Consider the following 17,508-nt stretch of genomic DNA (forward strand, 5'->3'; position numbering starts at 1 on the left):
CCTCACCCCCCGGAGCAGAACCGATGGCCCCTCCCTCCGCACCGCCCCGTCCGAGCAACGTCTCGTCCGCGCTGGCCAGTGGCCGGCTCGGTATCCCCTCCGTCGTCTTCTTCGTGCTCTCGGCGGCCGCGCCGCTGACCGTGGTGGCCGGTGTGGTCACCACCGGTTTCGCGGTGACCGGCGTGACCGGCATCCCGCTGGCCTTCCTGCTGATCGGGGCGGTGCTGGCGCTCTTCTCGGTCGGCTACGTCGCGATGGCCCGGCACACCGCCAACGCGGGGGCGTTCTACGCGTACGTCACCCGTGGGCTCGGGCGCCCGGCCGGGGTCGGCGCGGCCTGGGTCGCCCTGATCGCGTACAACGCGCTACAGGTCGGGCTCTACGGGGCGGTCGGCGCGGCGGCGGCCCCCGTGCTCGAACAGTTCTTCGGCTGGCAGAACCCGACCTGGTGGGTGATCGCCCTGGTCGCCTGGGCGGTGGTCGCCGGTCTGGGCGTACTGCGGGTGGACATCAACGGCTTGGTCCTGGCCGTACTGCTGCTCTCCGAGATCGCCATCATCCTCGCCTTCGACCTGGCCGACCTGCTCAGCCCGGCCGGCGGGCAGATCAGCCTGGAGACACTCGCCCCGGAGAACCTCTTTGTGCCCGGGGTCGGGGCGATCCTGGTGCTGGCCACGACCGGCTTCACGGGGTTCGAGTCGGCGGTGGTGTTCAGCGAGGAGAGCAAGGACCCGAAGCGGACCGTCCCGGTCGCGACCTACCTCTCGGTCGTGATCATCGCCGGCCTCTACGCCCTCAGCGCCTGGGCGATGACGGTCGCCACGGGCCCCGGCAACATCGTCGAGGCGTCCCAGACCGAGCAGGTCGGGCTGATCTTCGTGCTCGCCGACGGCAACCTCGGCGGCACCTTCGTCAGCATCGGCCAGGTGCTCTTCCTGACCTCGGTGCTGGCCGCGATGATCTCGTTCCACAACACCACCGCCCGGTACACGTTCGCGCTCGGTCGGGAGCGGGTGCTGCCGGCGGTCTTCGGCCGGACCGCGCCGCGTACCGGTGCGCCCCGGGCCGCCTCGATCGCGCAGAGCGTCCTCGGGCTGCTGGTCATCGCGACCTACGCGGTCGCCGGCTGGGACCCGCTGGTCCAGCTCTTCTACTGGGGCGGCACGGCCGGCGGGTTCGGCGTACTGCTCCTGATCACCACGACCTCGGTCGCCGTGATCGCCTTCTTCGCCCGCGACCCCTCCGGCGAGAGCGTGTGGCACCGGGTGCTCGCACCCGGGCTCGCCACCGTCGCCCTGGCCACTATCGTCATCATCGCGCTGGACAACTTCGCCATCCTGCTCGGCGTCGCCCCCGACTCGGTCCTGCGCTGGGCGCTACCGGCCGTCTACCCGGCCGCCGCGATCCTCGGTGTGATCTGGGCGGTGGTGTTGCGCGGTCGCCGTCCGGAGGTCTACCGGACGATCGGGCTCGGGCCGGAGAGCGCCACCGGCGGTCTGACCCCGGCCGCCGCCCAGGACCGTCTCCCGGTCGCCTCGGAGGTACGGCGATGAGCGCACCGGTAATCGAGCGGGCCGAGCCGGCCGAGGCGCGGGTGCTGGGTGAACTGGTCGCGGAGGCGTTCCAGCCGCTGGCCGCCTGTGCCTGGCTGGTGCCGGACGTGCGTGCCCGGCGCCGGATCCTGGCCGAGGACTTCCACATCCTGGTCGAGCACGCGCTCGAATGGGGTCTGGTCGAGACCACCGCCGACCGGCGGGCGGTCGCGGTCTGGCTGCCGGCCGTCGGTGAAACGCTGCCGCCCCCGACGGACTACGACAAGCGCCTGGTGGCCGCGTGTGGCGAGTGGTCCGACCGGTTCCGGCTGCTCGACGAGCTGTTCGAGGCCAACCATCCGCACCAGCCGCACCACCACCTCGCCTTCCTCGCCGTCGCGCCGGACCGGCAGCGCACCGGGCTCGGTTCGGCCCTGCTCCGGCACCGGCACACCTGGCTGGACGAGCGGGGAATGCCGGCGTACCTCGACGCGAGCAGCGCGGACAGCCGGGATCTGTACGCCCGCCACGGCTACCGGGCCGGTGAGCCGTTCCGGCTGCCGGACGGCACCCCGTTCTGGCCGATGTGGCGGCCGGCGGGGGGATGACGGCCGATCGGTCAGCCGGCGGATGACCGATCGGTACGACACCAGGGGGCCGGGCCGTCGCCGGCCCGGCCCCCTGACATCCGGCGGAACGCCGGAACCTCCCCCAAGGATCAGTACGTCTCGCTGAGCTGTCCGCGCAGTTTTGTCAGCGCGCGGGCGAGCAGTCGGGAGACGTGCATCTGGGACACGCCGATCTGTTCGGCGATCTGGGACTGGGTGAGGTTGCCGTAGAAGCGCAGGGTGAGGATCTTCTGCTCGCGCTCGTCCAGGGTGGCGAGGGCGGGGCCGAGGGTCGTGCGCAGCTCGGCGAGTTCGAAGTCGGGGTCCTCACCGCCGAGCATGTCACCGAGTTCGGTGGCGCGCTCGCCGTCCCCGGTCGGGGTGGACAGCGACACGGCGTTGTAGGCGCGGGCACCCTCGAGTCCTTCGAGGACCTCTTCCTCGGTCACCTTCAGGTGGGCCGCGATGTCGGCGACGGTCGGCGAGCGGCCGAGGGTCTGCAACAGGCTGCTGTTCGCCTCGGAGATGCTCAGCCGTAGTTCCTGGAGCCGTCGCGGCACCCGGATGTCCCAGGTGCGGTCGCGGAAGTGGCGCTTGAGCTCACCGATGATGGTGGGGATGGCGTAGCCGGCGAAGTCCACGCCGCGGCTGGGGTCGTACTTGTCGACGGCCTTGATGAGCCCGACGGCGGCCGTCTGGGCGAGGTCGTCAGTGGGTTCGCCGCGTCCGCCGTAGCGGTGGGCGAGGTGGTTGGCCAGCGGCAGCCAGGCTTCGATCGCCCGATCGCGCAACGCGGGTCGGGACGGGTGGTGTGCCGGTAGTGCGGCCATCGCCAGGAGCAGGTCGGTGGCCGAGTCGGTCAGCGCGTTCGGGTCGAGCTTCGGCGCCGGCCCGGCGGCTGCGGTGGTAGCGGTGTCCTGCGCTGTGGTGGTTGGCGCGGTCATGGTGGTCCTCCCTGCACCTCGTCCGCGGACAAGACAAGTGCTCTGCTCAATCGTTCGCTCGTGGTGCTCGGTTTTCGCTGTGTCGCTGTTCGCTGTTGTTCGCCGTGTTCAGGTGTTCGCTGTCAGCTTTTCGGTTTCGCCAAGAGCCGATCAGTGCAGCCACCATAACCTGTTTAGCTACCGACACGCTAGCCGAAAGTATGATGTATATAGTTCTCATATTTGACGTATCGGTAATAACGGACAGGTCTTTGGTGTCGAACTAGTCTGCGAAGCGTGGGATGTGAGCCGACACACGGGACCCGGCCGGTCGCCGCGCTGGTCCTCGCCGCCGGTGCCGGGCGGCGGTACGGCGGCCCCAAGGCGCTGGTCACACTCGACGGCCACCTGTTGCTCGACCGCGCGGTGGCGACGGCCCGTGGCGGCGGCTGCGGACCCGTACTCGCGGTGCTCGGTGCCGGTGCCGACGCCGTACGGGAGGCGGCCGACCTGACCGGCGTGGTGCCGGTGGAGAACCCGGACTGGGCCACCGGACTCGGCTCGTCGCTCCGCGCCGGCCTGCGCGCCCTGCGGGACAGCCCGGCCGTGGCCACGCTCGTACTCCTGGTCGACATGCCGGGCGTCACCGCCGAGGCCGTCCGTCGGCTGGTCGCCCTGGCCGCTCCGGAGACGCTCGCCGTCGCCGGGTACGCCGACCGGCGTAACCACCCGGTCCTGCTCGGCCGGGCGCACTGGGACGGGGTGGCCACGCTCGCCGACGGCGACGCCGGGGCGCGGCTCTACCTGCGCCGCAACGCCGAGCGGGTACGCGTGGTCCCCTGCGCGGACATCGCCGACGACACCGATCTCGACACCCCGGCCGACCTCGCACGTCATCGGCGTACCCCCGTCGTGCCGGCGCGGTCGCCCGATCCGAGCGTGGCGGCGAGCGGTGGCTGAGTCACACCAGCGCTCTGCGTCGGGCGGCGGTGGCATGCGAGAGGCGACGGTGCCGTGCGTGAGGTGATGGACGACCTGGTCCGCTGGTGGCGCGCGGACGCACCGGTAGCCCTGGCCACCGTCACCGCCACCTGGCGCAGCGCTCCCCGTCAGCCCGGCGCGACCATGCTGGTCGGCCCGGACGGCACCGCCGTCGGTAGCGTCTCCGGCGGCTGTGTCGAGGCCGCCGTCTACGACCTGTGCCAGGAGGTGATCGTCGGTGGCCCGCCCAGGTCACAGCGCTACGGCGTGGCCGACGACGACGCGTACGCCGTGGGGCTCACCTGCGGCGGCAGCATCGAGATCTTCGTGGAGCGGGTCGACCGGGACAGCTTCCCGGATCTCGCCGAGGTGGCGGCGGCGATCAGCGGCCGGACCCCGGTGGCCGTGCTCACCTGCGTGGCCGGGCCGCCCGGACGGCTCGGCCGGCGGATGGTGCTCTGGCCGGACCGGCGTACCGGCTCGCTCGGCTCCCGGCGGCTCGACGACGCGGCCAGCGACGACGGGCGCGGGCTGCTCGCCGCCGGCCGTACCGGGCTGCTGCACTACGGCACCGACGGGCAACGCCGGGGCAGTGGGCTGACCCTGCTGCTCAACGCGTACGCCCCGCCGGCCCGAATGATCGTCTTCGGGGCGATCGACTTCGCCGCGGCGGTGGCTCGGATCGGCACCTTCCTCGGCTACCGGGTGACGGTCTGCGACGCCCGGCCGGTCTTCGCCACCGCCCGCCGGTTTCCCGACGCCGACGAGGTGGTGGTCGACTGGCCGCACCGCTACCTGGCCGCCGAGGCCGGCGCCGGCCGGCTGGACGAGCGCACCGTGGTCTGCGTACTGACCCACGATTCCAAGTTCGACGTGCCGGTGCTGCGGGTGGCACTCGACCTGCCGGTGGCCTACGTGGGCGCGATGGGCTCCCGGCGTACCCACACCGATCGGCTGGCCCGGCTGCGCGAGGCGGGAGTGGGCGACGGGGCGCTGGCCCGGCTCGCCTCTCCGATCGGGCTCGACCTCGGTGCCCGTACGCCGGAGGAGACCGCGGTCAGCATCGCCGCCGAGATCGTGGCCACCCGCTGGGGCGGCAACGGCGACCGCCTCTCCCAAACCCACGGCCGCATCCACGCCCACCGGGGTAAGGAAGGGCCCCTTATTAACGCTATGCGTTAATAAGGGGCCCTTCCTTACCCCTCAGCGGGGGAGGCGGAGGGCGAGGAAGAAGTCGACCCGGTCCTCGAACCGGGACAGGTCCCGCCCGGTGAGCTGTTCGATCCGGCCGATCCGGTAGCGCAACGTGTTGACGTGCAGGTGCAGCAGGGCGGCACAGCGCGTCCACGATCCGCCGCAGGCGAGGAACGAGTCGAGGGTACGGAGCAGGTTGGCGTTGTGCGTACGGTCGTACGCCAGCAGCGGGGCGAGTAACCGCCGCTGGAACGCCCGGCGGGTGTCGGCCGGTACACCGGCGAGCAGTAGCAGGTGCGAGGCGAGTTCGTCGGCACCGACCACGCTGGTCCGCTCACCTCCGGCAAGGGCGGTACGCAACGCGTGCCGCGCCTCCTCGGCCGCGCCACCCAACGCGCCCGGTCCCGTCGCCGGTCCGCTCACTCCGACCGCCAGCCGTCCGTTGCCCAGCCCCGGGTCGTACCCGTCCACTCCGGCGCGGATCGTCTCGACGGCGGCTGATCCGCCCTCCGGCGGGACGGCCAGCACCGCGAGTACGGTGTCCGGCAGACCCGCGTCGGTCACCGCGAAGCGTTCCGCCGCCGCCCCGACCAGTTCGGCGCAGACCGTCACGAGCAGCTCCGGTGGCGTACGCGGGCCGGTCAGATTGACCGCCAGCACCAGGAAGGTCGCCTCCGGTGGCAGCCCACAGGAGAGCAGACGGCTCCGCAGGTCGACCTGTTCGCTCCCGGCCAGGGCGGCACCGAGTTGATCGGCCAGCCGCCGCTCGATCCGCAGCCCCTCGTCCACCCGGGCGCGCTCCAGCGCGACCAGACCGGCCAGCTCGGCCGCCGCGTCAGCCACCCCGCTCGCCTGCGCCGTGCTCGGCCAGCCGCCGTCGGTCTCGGCGCCGACCCGCGCGGGCTCGGTGAACAGGGGTTGGTCGGGCGGCGTGCGGGCGCCGGTCTCGGCCCGTGTGGGTGGGGCGAGCAGAGGTTGGTCGGGCGGCGTGCCGGCGCCGGTCTCGGCCCGTGTGGGTCTGGTGAACGGGGCGCGGTCGGACGGCGTGCCGGCATCGGCATCAGCCTCGGCCCGCGTGGGTCCGGCGAAACGGGCTCGGTCGGACGGCGTGCAGGCGAGCAGCCAGGCGGTGAGCGGGTGCTCCGGGCGACCAGGTACGCCGGAGACCAGCACGGGGCGACCGTCCACGGTGGTCCGGAGCGGCAGCCGGCCGGCGGCGAGGAACATCCGGGCCAGTGCGCCGCGGTCCGCCGGGGCCATGCCGGTGGTGCCGGCGACGAGCCGGCCGGTCGGGGTCAGCACCCAGCAGTCGACGCCCAGCTCGGCGGCGGCCGGCGGCAGCAGGTCGACCAGCCGGGCACCGGCGGCCATCGCCGCGACCAACCCCCGGTGCCGGCCGAGCACGGTGGCCAGACCGTTGGCCCGTTGCGCCCAGAGTGACGGGTTGACCTCGTCGACGATGTCCCGGAACGACACCTCGACCGGCACCTCGAACAGTGGCATCCGGTGCCGCCGACAGGCTTCGACCAAGTCGTCCGGGATGGACCCGGACACCACGTCAGCGGCGCCGATCGCGGTCACCGCCGCCTCGGCGCACGCCGCCACAAAGGTCTCCGAGTCGGTGGAATCGCGTCTCCAGACCAGCCCGGTCAGCACGATCTCGCCACCGGAGAGGTACCGCCGAGGGTCGGGCAGGTCGGTCACGCAGACCCGGCTGACCGGGCGTTCCAGCGCTTCCGCGCCGGTCAGCAGGGTGAGCCCGAGCCGTTGCCGGTGCAGCGCGTCGCGTAGCAGCATCGCCGGTTCCTTCCGATCGGGCCAAGGGGAGTTGGCTCGGGTTTGGAGGAAGCTACGGAAACGATACGGCTCGGTGATTTCGATTTGGGTGTCGCCGCCGGTTCATCTCTCGCTGACGGGCCGTTGTCCTTCTCGTCATCACCAAAAGCGGCGAAGTCAACGCCGCGAAGTCAACGCCGCGAAGCCGGCGAGGTGAGGTCGACGTGGCGTCAGCCGGCTGAGCGGGCGAGTACAAAATAGCCGAGTCCGAGCACGCCACGGTAGACGTCGACGTACTGGCGTAGCCGGTCGTCGAGTTGCTCGCGTACCTCGGGGGCACGTGGGTCGCCGGGATTCGCCAGCAGCCACTCCTGCCGTCCGGCCAGCCAGGTGGACTCGAAGTCGTCCCATTCTCGCTGGTCGGTGGTGCTGAAGTGGAGCACCCGCCAACCCGCTCCGCGGATCCGCTCGACGAGTCCGGACAGGTTCGACAGTTCGTCGCCGAAGATCTCCACGGCCGCCGGACCGGGCGGACGCTCCCAGAAGGCGTCCCCGAAGAGGAGACGCCCGCCCGGCCGGACCAGTTCGGTCAGCCGGTCGAGGGCGGCGGCGGTGCCGCCGAGCGCGTGGGCGGCACCGAGGCAGAGCACCCGGTCACCCGGTTCCCGCCAGGTGCCGGCCTCCTGTTCCACGAAGCTGACCCGCCCGTCGAGCAACCGTCGCTCCGCGAGGTCCCGACCACGGGCGAGAGCGGCGGCGTCCGTGTCGACGCCCACGCCGGTCGTGCGGCCCGTGTCGTCGGTGGCGACCGCGCGCAGCAGCAACTCTCCCCAGCCACAGCCCAGGTCGAGCACGTGCACACCGGGCCGGAGGCCGAGGCGTCGCAGGAGGAGCGCCGCGTGTTCCTCGGAGAGCGGGGTGTTCCAGCGCATCCGGGCGTACCGTGCGGCGGCAAGATCATCGATCGGGGGCATCCGCCGAGTGTGCCAAACGCCGATCGGCACCGCCGCCCACTTTCGGCCCGGAAAAGATTTTTGGAATTTCCTGTACGAGGATGTCGAGAAGGCGGCGCGTGCTTCTACCTGACCACGAGAGCGCCGACGATGGGCGCGGGTTCGAGGAGCAGAACGTGAAGTACATGTTGCTGATGCAGTTCAGTGTCGCCACCGCCGACTTCCCGTCGATCGACACCTGGACCCCGGAGGAGATCCAGGCGCACATCGGGTTCATGGGGGAGGCGAACGCCAAGCTCGCCGCCGACGGGGAGTTTGTCGACGGGCAGGGGCTGGCCGGGCCCGACCAGGCCAGGATCGTACGGGCCAGCGTCGGTGGCGCGCCGGTCGTGACCGAGGGCCCGTTCGCCGAGACAAAGGAGTTCCTCGCCGGCTACTGGATCGTCGACTGCGAGACCCCGGAGCGGGCGGTCGAGATCGCCGGGTACCTGTCCACCGCACCCGGCCCCGGCGGTCACCCGCTGAACATGCCGATCGAGGTACGTCCGATCATGTCGGCGCCGCCGCAGGAGATCTGACCGCTGACCGACGACCGACACGTCGAGGACCTGCTGCGCGAGCTGGCGCCGCAGGTCCTCGGCGTGCTCGCCCGCCGGTTCGGCGACTTCTCCACGGCCGAGGACGCGGTGCAGGAGGGACTGCTGGCCGCCGCGACCCAGTGGCCGAAGGAAGGTCTGCCGGACAACCCACGGGGCTGGCTGATCCAGGTCGCGTACCGCAGGATGATCGAGCTGGTACGCGCCGAGCAGGCGCGGCGTAACCGGGAGGACCTCGCGGCCCGGCGGGAGCCGGACGACCGGCAGTTGGCGCCGCCGGCCGACATCGAGGTCACGGCGGATCGTGACGACACGCTGATCCTGCTGTTCATGTGCTGCCACCCGGCCCTGTCGACGGCCTCGGCGATCGCCCTGACCCTGCGCGCGGTCGGTGGTCTGACCACGGCCGAGATCGCCCACGCCTTCATGGTGCCGGAGGCGACGATGGCGCAGCGGATCAGTCGGGCGAAGCAGCGGATCAGAACCTCCGGGATTCCGTTCCGGATGCCGGGCGACGACGACCGGTCCCGCCGGCTCGACGCCGTACTGCACGTTCTCTATCTGGTCTTCAACGAGGGACACACCAGCAGTGGCGGCTCCGACCTGCGGCGGGTCGAACTCTCCGGCGAGGCGATCCGACTGGCCCGAGCGGTGCACGCGATCCTGCCGGCCGACAGCGAGGTCACCGGGTTGCTCGCGCTGATGGTGCTCACCGAGGCGCGTAGCCCGGCCCGGACGGGGCCGTCGGGGGAGTTGGTCTCACTGGCCGACCAGGACCGCAGCCGTTGGGACGCGGCAGCCATCGCCGAGGGAGTTGCGTTGATCACCGCCGCGCTGCCCCGGGGGCCGGTGGGTCCGTACCAGATCCAGGCCGCCATCGCCGCGCTGCACGACGAGGCGCCGACCGCCGGGGAAACCGACTGGCCGCAGATCCTCGCCCTGTACGAGGTGCTGGAACGCCACCTCGCCAGCCCGGTGGTCAGCCTCAACCGGTCCGTGGCGACCGCGATGGTGCACGGCCCGGCCGCCGGGCTCGACGCGCTCACCGCGTTGGACGCCGACCCGAGAATGGCCGGACACCACCGCCTGTACGCGGCCAGGGCACACCTGTACGAGATGCTCGGTGACCGGCAGGCGGCCGTGCAGAACTACCGTGCGGCGGCCGGTCGGACAACCAGCCTGCCGGAGCAGCACTACCTCCGGCTCCGGGCCGCCCGACTGGCCGCCGCCGACGACTCGGGAGCGTGACCGGACGGTGCCCGGGTGCGGTGTCGGTAGCCGCCGACGACTCGGAACCGTGACCGGTCAGGAGCGTGACCCGGTCAGCGACCCCGACGAGGGTTTCCGCCCGGCCGGTCCCGGCCGGTCGCGGGACGGCGCTGACCGATCCGGGGAGGGCGTACCACGGCGGACGCGGCGGGTGCGCGGTGGTGCTCCCGGGCCGCGTTCGCCACCGTCTCGTCGGGATCGTCCTCCATGATCCGCCGGATGTGCGGCGGGACGAGGTCGGAGGTCGCCACCGCGAGCCGGACCTGCACCGAACGGTCGTCGACCAGTTCTCCCAGATTGGCCTCGTCGAGTTCGAGCGTCCGCACCAGGGTCGCCCGGATGTCGACCACCGGGTCCCGGGCCAGGACGGCACGTTGCTCGGCGTTGGTCCGCGAGTTGCGGGCAAGCCCCTTGCGTACGCGGGCGGTCCGGTCGGCCAGCAGGGCGGCGATCACGTCGGGGTCCTGGGTGTGCGCCGCGAGTCGTTCCCGCACCTCGGGGGAGACGTCGTCGATCAGCGCGGCGGCGAGTTCCGGCTCCAGCGTCCGGCTCTCCGCGAGCAGGCCCCGCAGTTCCTTGTCCGGCGCCTCCGCCATCGCCGCGCGCACCGACGCGTCGCAGGCCGGGTTGCCGGCGACCGCCCAGCGGACCCACCGGTCGGCGTCCTTGACCAGCCGCAGCAGGTTGCCGACGGAGGTCGAAGGGTTGCGGGCCACCGCCTCCCGGACGTGCCGGTCGTGGTCCCGGGCGAGCGGTCGCAGCGCCTGCGCGGGTGCGTCCGTCCGGCCCGCGACCGCCTTGCGAACCAACGGCGACGGGTCCGAGGCCAGTTCGTAGAGGGTCATCTGGGGCGTCGTGGGGTTGTTCGCCAGGGCGAGCCGCGCGTCGACGCTCCCACCGGTGGCACGGTGGGTGGTGGTGTCAGACCCGCTGTGCCGGTCGGATCCGTCGACGTCCTGCTGCTGTCCCATGGCGGCAATCATGTCACGGGCCGGTCGAGCCGCTCCGGGGCCGACCGCCCGCCCGAGGTGGTCAAACCGTGCCGGAGTGTGGCAGCGTGCTCAGACGTGGCAGACCAGGACGGGGTGACGCTGGCGCGGGCGGTACGGCTCCGGGAGCAGGGGACCCCGGCGGCGCGCGAGCTGCTGGTGGGGTTGACCGACCGGCACCCGCACGACGGGGCGCTCGCCTACCAGGCCGCGTGGGCACACGACAGCGCCGGCCTGGAGACCGAGGCGGTCCCGTTCTACCAGCGGGCGTTGCGGGGCTCGGGGCTGTCGGTGGAGGACCGGCACGGGGCGTACCTGGGACTCGGCAGTACCTACCGGGTGTTGGGCCGCTACCGGGAGTCGCTGGCGACGCTGCGGCGTGGCCTGGCCGAGTTCCCCGACGACGCGGCCCTGCGTACGTTTCTCGCGATGGCGCTGCACAACGTCGGCGAGTCCGGCGAGGCGGTCCGGACCCTGCTCGAGGTGGTCGCGGCGACCAGCGCGGACGAGCGGGTACGGGCGTACCGGCGGGCGATCGACCACTACGCCGACCACCTGGACGAGACAGGGTGACACGGCGGCGGGGCCCGAAACGGTCCGGGCCCCGCCGCCGTCCGGCTATTCGTTGCGGGCGGTCTCCGGACCGGTGATCCGGCCCAGCAGCGGCATGGTCGAGCCGATGATCGCCAACGACGCGACCAGTCCGGCGACCACGATCAGGTAGTACGTGACGCCGGGCGCCCGCAGCGAATAGTCCATCTGCGAGGTGAGGAACAGGTGGGCGGCGAGGAATCCCGTACCGGTCGCCAGGACGGCGACGACCAGGAGCGGGACCGTACTCTCCAGGGCCACCACCCGGCGCAGTACGCCGAGCTGTACCCCGGTCAGCCGCAGCATGCTGAACGGCCGCTTACGCTCGGTGAGGCCACCGACCACGGCGACCGCCAGGCTGCACCCGGCGATGCAGAGGCTGGCGACGACCACCACGTCCGCGAGTCGCTGCCACTGCACCAGGGTCCGGGTGAAGTCCGCCTCGAACTCGCCGGTGGTGGCCGGGAACCGGCCCTCCGGGACGGCGAGTTCGATCGCGGTCCGGGCCCGTTCGATCGCCGTGGCCGACCCGTCGGTCCGGGCCACCAGCGACACCGCCGGGAGCCCGGACAGGCTTTCGACGGCCACCTCCGCCGCCGGCCAGGTGGTCGGCTCGTCGGACGGTCCCCGCAGGCCGATCAGGTCCGGGTAGACCGAGGCCACCTCCGCGCCGGCCGGGCAACCGCCGAACACCGCCAGGCGGGTCAGTTCCGCGCACGAGATCACCCCCGGCAGGTAGCTCCCGGGCTCCTGGGACCGCCCGTCCTCCGGGTTCTGGTGGACCACGGTCACCCCCCGCACCCCGGGAATCGACCGCAGCTCGTCCAGGACCCCGTCCACCGACGGCTCGGGCTGGCCGGCGACCCGTTCCTCCGGCCAGAAGGTCTTGGACAGCGAGGCGGCGAAGACCGAGCCGTCGCGCGGGGCGCCACGCTCGGCGACGATCGTGGTGATCACGCCGGTGGCCACGCTGGTGACGAAGAGCGCGAGCATGAGCCCGCTGACCGCCCGGAAGCCGGCCTGCGGGTTGTCCGCGAGCCGCCTCCCGGCGATGAGCATGGCGGGGCGGGTCGCGTGTCGTGCCATCACCCGGGAGCCGAGTTTGGTCAGCCACGGTCCGGCGACGACCAGCCCGACCATGACCAGCAGGATTCCCGACAGGTACGCCGCACTCTGGCCGTTGGCGGTCTGCGGGCGCCGGCCGACGAAGTAGAGGAGTTCCCCGATCCCGAGCACGAGCGGGATCAGGCGCCAGGCCCGGGGCGGGCGGGGCGTGACCCGCCGGGTGACGCCGAGCGGCGAGATCCGTACCCGCCGCAACGCCAGCCACGACACCGTTACCGCCGCGACCGGGACACCGAGCGCCACCAGCGCGATTTCGACCGGTCCGAGCGACAGGTCGGCGCGGAAGAACCGCTCGCCGGTCAGGGGGACCTCGGCGAGCACCGGCCGGAGCAGCAGGAACACCCCGAACCCGAGTACGGTCCCGGCGAGCGCGGCGACCGCCGACTCGACCGCGGCGACCGCCGAGATCTGCCGGGGCGTCGCGCCGACCAGGCGCATCGCGGCGAAACGTTGCTCCCGGCGGGCCGCCGACAGCCGGGTCGCGGTGCCGATGAACATGAGCACCGGAAAGATCAGCCCGGCCGCCACCACCGAGAGCAGCAGCGTCATGCCCGCTCCGCGTACGCCCAGGTCGCAGTCGGCGCAGTCGGCGGAGACGATGGCGCCGACCTGTTCGGCGCCGGGATTCTTCGAAAGCGCGTCGGGCGTGCGGCCGACGACGGCGAGCAGCGAGTCCGGCGACGGCAACGCCTCCAGGCCGATCGTGCCGAGTTGCCGCCCGGCGAAGCGGTCGCCGAGTTCGGCGGCCGGGGTGGTACGCAGCAGCGCGTCGAGCGCGGGCGAGGCGTAGAACTCCCCGGGGCCGGGCAGCCGGGGTATTCCCGGTGGGACCGGTGCCCGGGGACCGGTGGCGGCGACGTCGACCCGACCGATGCTCGACCCGTGGAAGTAGTCCTGCCGGAGCAGCCACCAGAGCGGGTCGGCGGCGTCCGCGCCGGCCGGCTCGGTGTCGGCGGTGGTGCCCGCCGGCTGCGCGTCGGCGGTGGTGCTCAGCCAGGCGTACCGGGTGTTCTGGGCCTCGACCCCGTTGACGCCGGCCACGGTGGCGAGCAGCAGGCCGACGCCGAGCGCCACGGCGACCGTGATCACGGTGAGCCGTACGGCAGCCTCACGCCCGGTGGCCAGGGCGAGCCGCAGACCGAGGCGGATCACGACGACACCCGGTCCGGTACGAGCGACGTCACCCTGCCGTCGCGGACCAGCACGTGCCGGTCGGCGGAGGCGGCCACCCGGGCCTCGTGGGTGACGATGACGACGGTGGTGCCCTGCTCACGGGCGCCCGCGACGAGCAGGTCCATCACCTGTTCGCCGGTGAGCGTGTCCAGTGACCCGGTCGGTTCGTCGGCGAACAGGATCTTCGGCCGGGCGACCAGGCCACGGGCCAGCGCGACCCGTTGCGCCTGACCGCCGGAGAGTTCGCCGGACCTGCGCCGCTCCAGCCCGTCGAGGCCCAGCCGCCCGAACCAGGGCCGGGCCTCGCGCAACGCGCCCTCCCGTCGCGCGCCGGCCAGCAGCAGCGGCAGCGCCACGTTCTCCTCGGCGGTCAGCTCGGGCACGAGTTGACCGAACTGGAAGACAAAGCCGAAGCGGTCCCGGCGCAGGCTGCTGCGCTCGGTCTCGGTCATGGTGTCGACCCGGCGCCCGTCAAACCGGATCTCTCCCGAGTCGGGCACCAGGATCCCGGCCAGGCAGTGCAGCAGGGTCGACTTGCCCGACCCGCTCGGGCCCATGATGGCGACGATCTCCCCGGCCGCGACGCCGATGCTGGCCCCGCGCAGTGCCGGGGTCTGGCCGAACGACAGGACGACGTCCCGCGCCTCGATGACGTGGCGGTCGTCGCCGGATTCGCGGGTCACGACCGCACCGCCGAGGCGAGCGCGTCGAGCCGGGCGCTCGTGGTGTCGATCCAGCGCAGGTCGGCCTCCAGGTGGAACATGCCGTGGTCGGCCAGGAGCGCGTCGACCAGGCCGCCGGACCTCTTGATCTCGGTCAGCTCCCGCATCCGCCGCAGGTGGGCGTCGCGTTGCGTGTCGAGGTACGCCTCGGCGTCGCGCCCGAGCATGAGGGCCAGTACGACCTTCGAGAACAGCACGGTCTGCAGGTGCGGCTCGGCCTCGACCGGTTCGGCCAGCCACGCCTCGACCTCGGTCGCGCCCGTCTCCGTGATCACGTAGCGCTTGCGCTCACCACCGACCCCCGACTCGACCTCGCTGATCACGACCTTGCCGTCCCGGGCCAGCCGACTGAGGGTGGAGTAGACCTGGCCGAACGGCAGCGGCTTGCCCCGGCCGAAGTAGGTGTCGTAGTCACGCTTGAGGTCGTAGCCGTGGCTGGGCTCGCGTTCGAGCAGGCCAAGGAGGGTCATCGGTACGCTCATGGTGACACCATACACTCCGGATATACACCGGGTATATATCCCCGGGGACCACGACCCTTCCCCGGGCGCCGTCGGTCGGGCGCAGCCGTCGACCGGGGACCGAAAAACCGGTCGCCGGAACTCGTGTGGATGGTTAGCGTGCGATTGCCTGATGCCGTACCAGTGAGGGGGCGATCACCGTGATCCACGACTACGACGCCGAGCCGTCCTTTTGAGCCGACCAGCAAGCGCCGCAGGGGGTTCCCTCTAGCGAGTCGCAGGTCAAACGGGGGCACCGGGTCGTCGGTGTCGACAAGGAGCTGGTCGAGAAGCTGGGTGGCAAGGACCCCTGTCCGTGTGGCTCCGGGCGGCGGTTTCGGCCGCTGCTGCCGGGCCGGTGGGCGGTTCGACGACACGCTCGCCCACTACTACCGGCGGGACTGATCGCCCCGGGGGTGCCGTACGCGGCACCCCCGGTCGGCGTCCCGGCGGTGCCCGCGACGACCGTCCCGTGCGGTGTCCGTTCCGGTGAAGCCGGGTCAGAGCAGGTCACGGGGTTCTAGAGTCGGGTACGGCCGGCGCGATGAGGATCAACCCCCGCCGAGGGTCGCGCACCTCGTTCGAGCATAGGGACGGCGACCATGGGCACGATCACGACGCAGGACGGCACCGAGATCTACTACAAGGACTGGGGCACCGGCCCCGTCGTCACCTTCTCCCACGGTTGGCCGCTCAGCGCCGACGCCTGGGACGGCCAACTGCTCTTCCTGGTGCAGAACGGCTTCCGGGTGGTCGCGCACGACCGGCGTGGGCACGGACGGTCAAGCCAGTCCTCGGACGGCAACAACATGGACGGGTACGCCGACGACCTCGCGGCCGTCATCGAGGCACTCGACCTCAACGACGCCACGCTGGTCGGCCACTCCACCGGGGGTGGTGAGGTGGCCCGCTACATCGGTCGCCACGGCACCGGACGGGTGGCGAAGGCGGTCCTGATCTCCGCCGTACCGCCGCTGATGCTGCAGACCCCGGACAATCCCGAGGGGCTGCCCGTCTCCGTCTTCGACGAACTGCGCAGCGGTCTGGTCAACGACCGGTCGCAGTTCTACAAGGACCTGGCGCTGATGTTCTACGGCGCCAACCGCAAGGGCGCCAAGGTTTCGCAGGGCATCCTGGACCAGTTCTGGCTCTGGAGCATGCAGTCGGGTCTGAAGAACGCGTACGAGAGCATCAAGGCGTTCTCCGAGACCGACTTCACCGAGGACCTGAAGAAGTTCGACGTGCCGTCCCTGGTGATGCACGGGGAGGACGACCAGATCGTGCCGGTCAAGGACTCCGGGCCGAAGTCGGCCCGGCTCATCCCCGGCGCGCAGGAGATCTACTACCCGGGTGCGCCGCACGGGATGACCGCCACCCTCCAGGACAAAGTCAACAATGACCTGCTCGCCTTCCTGCGGAGCTGACCGGGGCGTCGCGGCGTCGACCGGCGTTCACGTGCGGGCCGGTTAGGGTGGTCGGGTGCGTTTGGTGATCATGGCGGATACCCACGTACCAAAACGGGCCCGCGACCTGCCGACCGAGCTGTGGCACCGGGTCGACGCCGCCGACCTGGTCTTCCACGCCGGTGACTGGGTCGACGTGGCACTACTGGACACGCTCGAAGCGCGCAGCGCCCGCCTGGTCGGGGTCTACGGCAACAACGACGGGCCGGAGCTGCGGGCCCGGCTGCCGGAGGTCGCCCGGGTCGACCTTGACGGGCTGCGGGTGGCGGTGGTGCACGAGACCGGCCCGGCGGCCGGGCGGGAACGGCGCTGCGCCGACCGGTACGCCGACGCCGACCTACTGATCTTCGGCCACTCGCACATCCCGTGGGACAGTCAGGCGCCCGGCGGTCCACGCCTGCTCAACCCCGGTTCGCCGACCGACCGTCGGCGCCAGCCGCACGCCACCTACCTCACCGCCGAGGTGACCGGGGGGCGACTGGGCGGCGTCGTGCTGCACCGCCTGCCGCCGCGCTGACCGGTGGGTGGACCATCGCCGGCGGTGGCGGGCACTCTGCCATGATGGTGCCCCGTGACTATCGCTGATCTCGCCACCCAGGTCGATGCCGTCGCCCGCCTGACCGGCCGGTTCGTGCTGCGTTCCGGTCGTGTCGCCGACGAGTACTTCGACAAGTACCGGTTCGAGGCCGATCCTCGGCTGCTCGACGCCCTCGCCGCCGAGATGGCCGCGCTCGTACCGGCCGGCACCGAGGTGCTGGCCGGACTGGAACTCGGTGGCATTCCGGTGGTGACCGCGCTGGGCCGGCACACCGGACTGCCCTGCGCCTTCGTCCGCAAGACCGCCAAGTCGTACGGCACCGCGAGGCTGGCCGAGGGTGCCGACGTCAGCGGGGCCCGGGTGCTGGTCGTCGAGGACGTGGTCACCTCCGGCGGTCAGGTCGCCATCTCCACCGGGCAACTCCGCGAACTCGGGGCCACGATCGAGCACGCGCTCTGCGTCATCGACCGTCAGGAGGGCGGGGCGGAGGCGCTGGCCCGCGACGGGATCGCGTTGCGCGCGCTGCTCACCCGCGCCGACCTGGACCGGGTCACCGCCGGCTGAGTCCGACCGAC

The 17,508-nt window shown here is 72.1% G+C and carries 18 protein-coding genes; 11 read left to right on the top strand and 7 right to left on the bottom strand.

Annotated features, from left to right (window positions below):
• Nucleotides 1–23: 23 nt before the first annotated feature.
• The gene (locus ACI2K4_RS27430) at nt 24–1,553 is read left to right on the top strand and encodes an APC family permease (RefSeq protein ID WP_404515447.1); all 1,530 of its coding nucleotides are present in this window, start codon (nt 24–26) and stop codon (nt 1,551–1,553) included.
• Complete coding sequence (locus tag ACI2K4_RS27435; RefSeq protein WP_404515448.1) at nt 1,550–2,140, top strand: GNAT family N-acetyltransferase; 591 nt, start codon at nt 1,550–1,552, stop codon at nt 2,138–2,140. Before ACI2K4_RS27430 ends, ACI2K4_RS27435 begins: the two co-directional genes overlap by 4 nt.
• 110 nt (nt 2,141–2,250) lie before the next feature.
• Here the strand turns inward: ACI2K4_RS27435 and ACI2K4_RS27440 are convergent, their stop codons facing one another.
• Nucleotides 2,251–3,084, bottom strand: coding sequence for a SigB/SigF/SigG family RNA polymerase sigma factor (locus tag ACI2K4_RS27440; protein ID WP_404515449.1), 834 nt, complete (start codon nt 3,082–3,084; stop codon nt 2,251–2,253).
• Between the two features lie 276 nt (nt 3,085–3,360).
• On the opposite strand from ACI2K4_RS27440, the gene ACI2K4_RS27445 reads away from it, so the two are divergent.
• Together ACI2K4_RS27445 and ACI2K4_RS27450 are read left to right on the top strand one after the other, a co-directional pair.
• Nucleotides 3,361–4,023 carry an NTP transferase domain-containing protein gene (locus ACI2K4_RS27445; protein WP_404515450.1) on the top strand — a complete coding sequence of 221 codons (663 nt, stop codon included), beginning with the start codon at nt 3,361–3,363 and terminating at the stop codon, nt 4,021–4,023.
• Nucleotides 4,024–4,077: 54 nt separating this feature from the next.
• Nucleotides 4,078–5,226, top strand: a complete 1,149-nt coding sequence (locus ACI2K4_RS27450; RefSeq protein ID WP_404515452.1) for an XdhC family protein — start codon at nt 4,078–4,080, stop codon at nt 5,224–5,226.
• Nucleotides 5,227–5,247: 21 nt separating this feature from the next.
• On the opposite strand, the gene ACI2K4_RS27455 is transcribed toward ACI2K4_RS27450, so the two are convergent.
• Both ACI2K4_RS27455 and ACI2K4_RS27460 read right to left on the bottom strand, forming a co-directional pair.
• Nucleotides 5,248–7,035 (bottom strand): PucR family transcriptional regulator, encoded by a 1,788-nt coding sequence (locus tag ACI2K4_RS27455; RefSeq protein WP_404515454.1) that lies wholly within the window; start codon nt 7,033–7,035, stop codon nt 5,248–5,250.
• A 209-nt stretch (nt 7,036–7,244) separates the two neighbouring features.
• Entirely contained in the window at nt 7,245–7,988 is a 744-nt protein-coding gene (locus ACI2K4_RS27460) for an SAM-dependent methyltransferase (protein ID WP_404515456.1), read from the bottom strand.
• A 98-nt stretch (nt 7,989–8,086) separates the two neighbouring features.
• On the opposite strand from ACI2K4_RS27460, the gene ACI2K4_RS27465 reads away from it, so the two are divergent.
• A complete protein-coding gene (locus ACI2K4_RS27465; RefSeq protein WP_404515457.1) occupies nt 8,087–8,545 on the top strand; it encodes a YciI family protein in 459 nt (152 codons plus the stop codon).
• A gap of 3 nt (nt 8,546–8,548) precedes the next feature.
• Nucleotides 8,549–9,811: an RNA polymerase sigma factor gene (locus ACI2K4_RS27470; protein ID WP_404515673.1), complete on the top strand. Its 1,263-nt coding sequence runs from the start codon at nt 8,549–8,551 to the stop codon at nt 9,809–9,811.
• 74 nt (nt 9,812–9,885) lie between these two features.
• Here ACI2K4_RS27470 and ACI2K4_RS27475 read toward each other — a convergent pair whose 3' ends face one another.
• Nucleotides 9,886–10,803, bottom strand: a complete 918-nt coding sequence (locus tag ACI2K4_RS27475) for a hypothetical protein (protein WP_404515459.1) — start codon at nt 10,801–10,803, stop codon at nt 9,886–9,888.
• 96 nt (nt 10,804–10,899) lie between these two features.
• Here ACI2K4_RS27475 and ACI2K4_RS27480 point away from each other — a divergent pair, with 96 nt between their 5' ends.
• Nucleotides 10,900–11,394 carry a tetratricopeptide repeat protein gene (locus ACI2K4_RS27480; RefSeq protein WP_404515460.1) on the top strand — a complete coding sequence of 165 codons (495 nt, stop codon included), beginning with the start codon at nt 10,900–10,902 and terminating at the stop codon, nt 11,392–11,394.
• A gap of 45 nt (nt 11,395–11,439) precedes the next feature.
• Here the strand turns inward: ACI2K4_RS27480 and ACI2K4_RS27485 are convergent, their stop codons facing one another.
• Genes ACI2K4_RS27485 through ACI2K4_RS27495 form a run of 3 tightly spaced genes read right to left on the bottom strand, consistent with a single transcriptional unit; the run spans nt 11,440 to nt 14,914 of the window.
• Nucleotides 11,440–13,689 carry an FtsX-like permease family protein gene (locus ACI2K4_RS27485; RefSeq protein ID WP_404515461.1) on the bottom strand — a complete coding sequence of 750 codons (2,250 nt, stop codon included), beginning with the start codon at nt 13,687–13,689 and terminating at the stop codon, nt 11,440–11,442.
• Nucleotides 13,686–14,393, bottom strand: a complete 708-nt coding sequence (locus ACI2K4_RS27490; RefSeq protein ID WP_404515463.1) for an ABC transporter ATP-binding protein — start codon at nt 14,391–14,393, stop codon at nt 13,686–13,688. Before ACI2K4_RS27490 ends, ACI2K4_RS27485 begins: the two co-directional genes overlap by 4 nt.
• On the bottom strand, nt 14,390–14,914 hold the full coding sequence (locus ACI2K4_RS27495; protein WP_404515464.1) for a PadR family transcriptional regulator: 525 nt from the start codon (nt 14,912–14,914) through the stop codon (nt 14,390–14,392). Before ACI2K4_RS27495 ends, ACI2K4_RS27490 begins: the two co-directional genes overlap by 4 nt.
• 311 nt (nt 14,915–15,225) lie before the next feature.
• Here ACI2K4_RS27495 and ACI2K4_RS27500 point away from each other — a divergent pair, with 311 nt between their 5' ends.
• From ACI2K4_RS27500 to pyrE, 4 genes are all read left to right on the top strand, one after another.
• Nucleotides 15,226–15,456 carry an SEC-C metal-binding domain-containing protein gene (locus ACI2K4_RS27500; protein WP_404515675.1) on the top strand — a complete coding sequence of 77 codons (231 nt, stop codon included), beginning with the start codon at nt 15,226–15,228 and terminating at the stop codon, nt 15,454–15,456.
• 78 nt (nt 15,457–15,534) lie between these two features.
• Nucleotides 15,535–16,356, top strand: a complete 822-nt coding sequence (locus ACI2K4_RS27505; RefSeq protein ID WP_404515466.1) for an alpha/beta fold hydrolase — start codon at nt 15,535–15,537, stop codon at nt 16,354–16,356.
• 55 nt (nt 16,357–16,411) lie between these two features.
• Nucleotides 16,412–16,912: a metallophosphoesterase family protein gene (locus ACI2K4_RS27510; protein WP_404515467.1), complete on the top strand. Its 501-nt coding sequence runs from the start codon at nt 16,412–16,414 to the stop codon at nt 16,910–16,912.
• A 54-nt stretch (nt 16,913–16,966) separates the two neighbouring features.
• Complete coding sequence (pyrE, locus tag ACI2K4_RS27515; protein ID WP_404515468.1) at nt 16,967–17,497, top strand: orotate phosphoribosyltransferase; 531 nt, start codon at nt 16,967–16,969, stop codon at nt 17,495–17,497.
• The last annotated feature ends 11 nt before the right edge of the window (nt 17,498–17,508 follow it).

This window comes from Micromonospora sp. NPDC050397, from assembly GCF_044901685.1.
Taxonomy (GTDB): Bacteria; Actinomycetota; Actinomycetes; order Mycobacteriales; family Micromonosporaceae; genus Micromonospora_G.

What these genes read in the sequence shown, in the direction of transcription:
- ACI2K4_RS27430 (WP_404515447.1), top strand. Translation starts at nt 24, where the DNA reads ATGGCCCCTCCCTCCGCACCGCCCCGTCCGAGCAACGTCTCGTCCGCG.
- ACI2K4_RS27435 (WP_404515448.1), top strand. Translation starts at nt 1,550, where the DNA reads ATGAGCGCACCGGTAATCGAGCGGGCCGAGCCGGCCGAGGCGCGGGTG.
- ACI2K4_RS27440 (WP_404515449.1), bottom strand. Translation starts at nt 3,084, where the DNA reads ATGACCGCGCCAACCACCACAGCGCAGGACACCGCTACCACCGCAGCC.
- ACI2K4_RS27455 (WP_404515454.1), bottom strand. Translation starts at nt 7,035, where the DNA reads ATGCTGCTACGCGACGCGCTGCACCGGCAACGGCTCGGGCTCACCCTG.
- ACI2K4_RS27460 (WP_404515456.1), bottom strand. Translation starts at nt 7,988, where the DNA reads ATGCCCCCGATCGATGATCTTGCCGCCGCACGGTACGCCCGGATGCGC.
- ACI2K4_RS27475 (WP_404515459.1), bottom strand. Translation starts at nt 10,803, where the DNA reads ATGGGACAGCAGCAGGACGTCGACGGATCCGACCGGCACAGCGGGTCT.
- ACI2K4_RS27495 (WP_404515464.1), bottom strand. Translation starts at nt 14,914, where the DNA reads ATGAGCGTACCGATGACCCTCCTTGGCCTGCTCGAACGCGAGCCCAGC.
- ACI2K4_RS27505 (WP_404515466.1), top strand. Translation starts at nt 15,535, where the DNA reads ATGGGCACGATCACGACGCAGGACGGCACCGAGATCTACTACAAGGAC.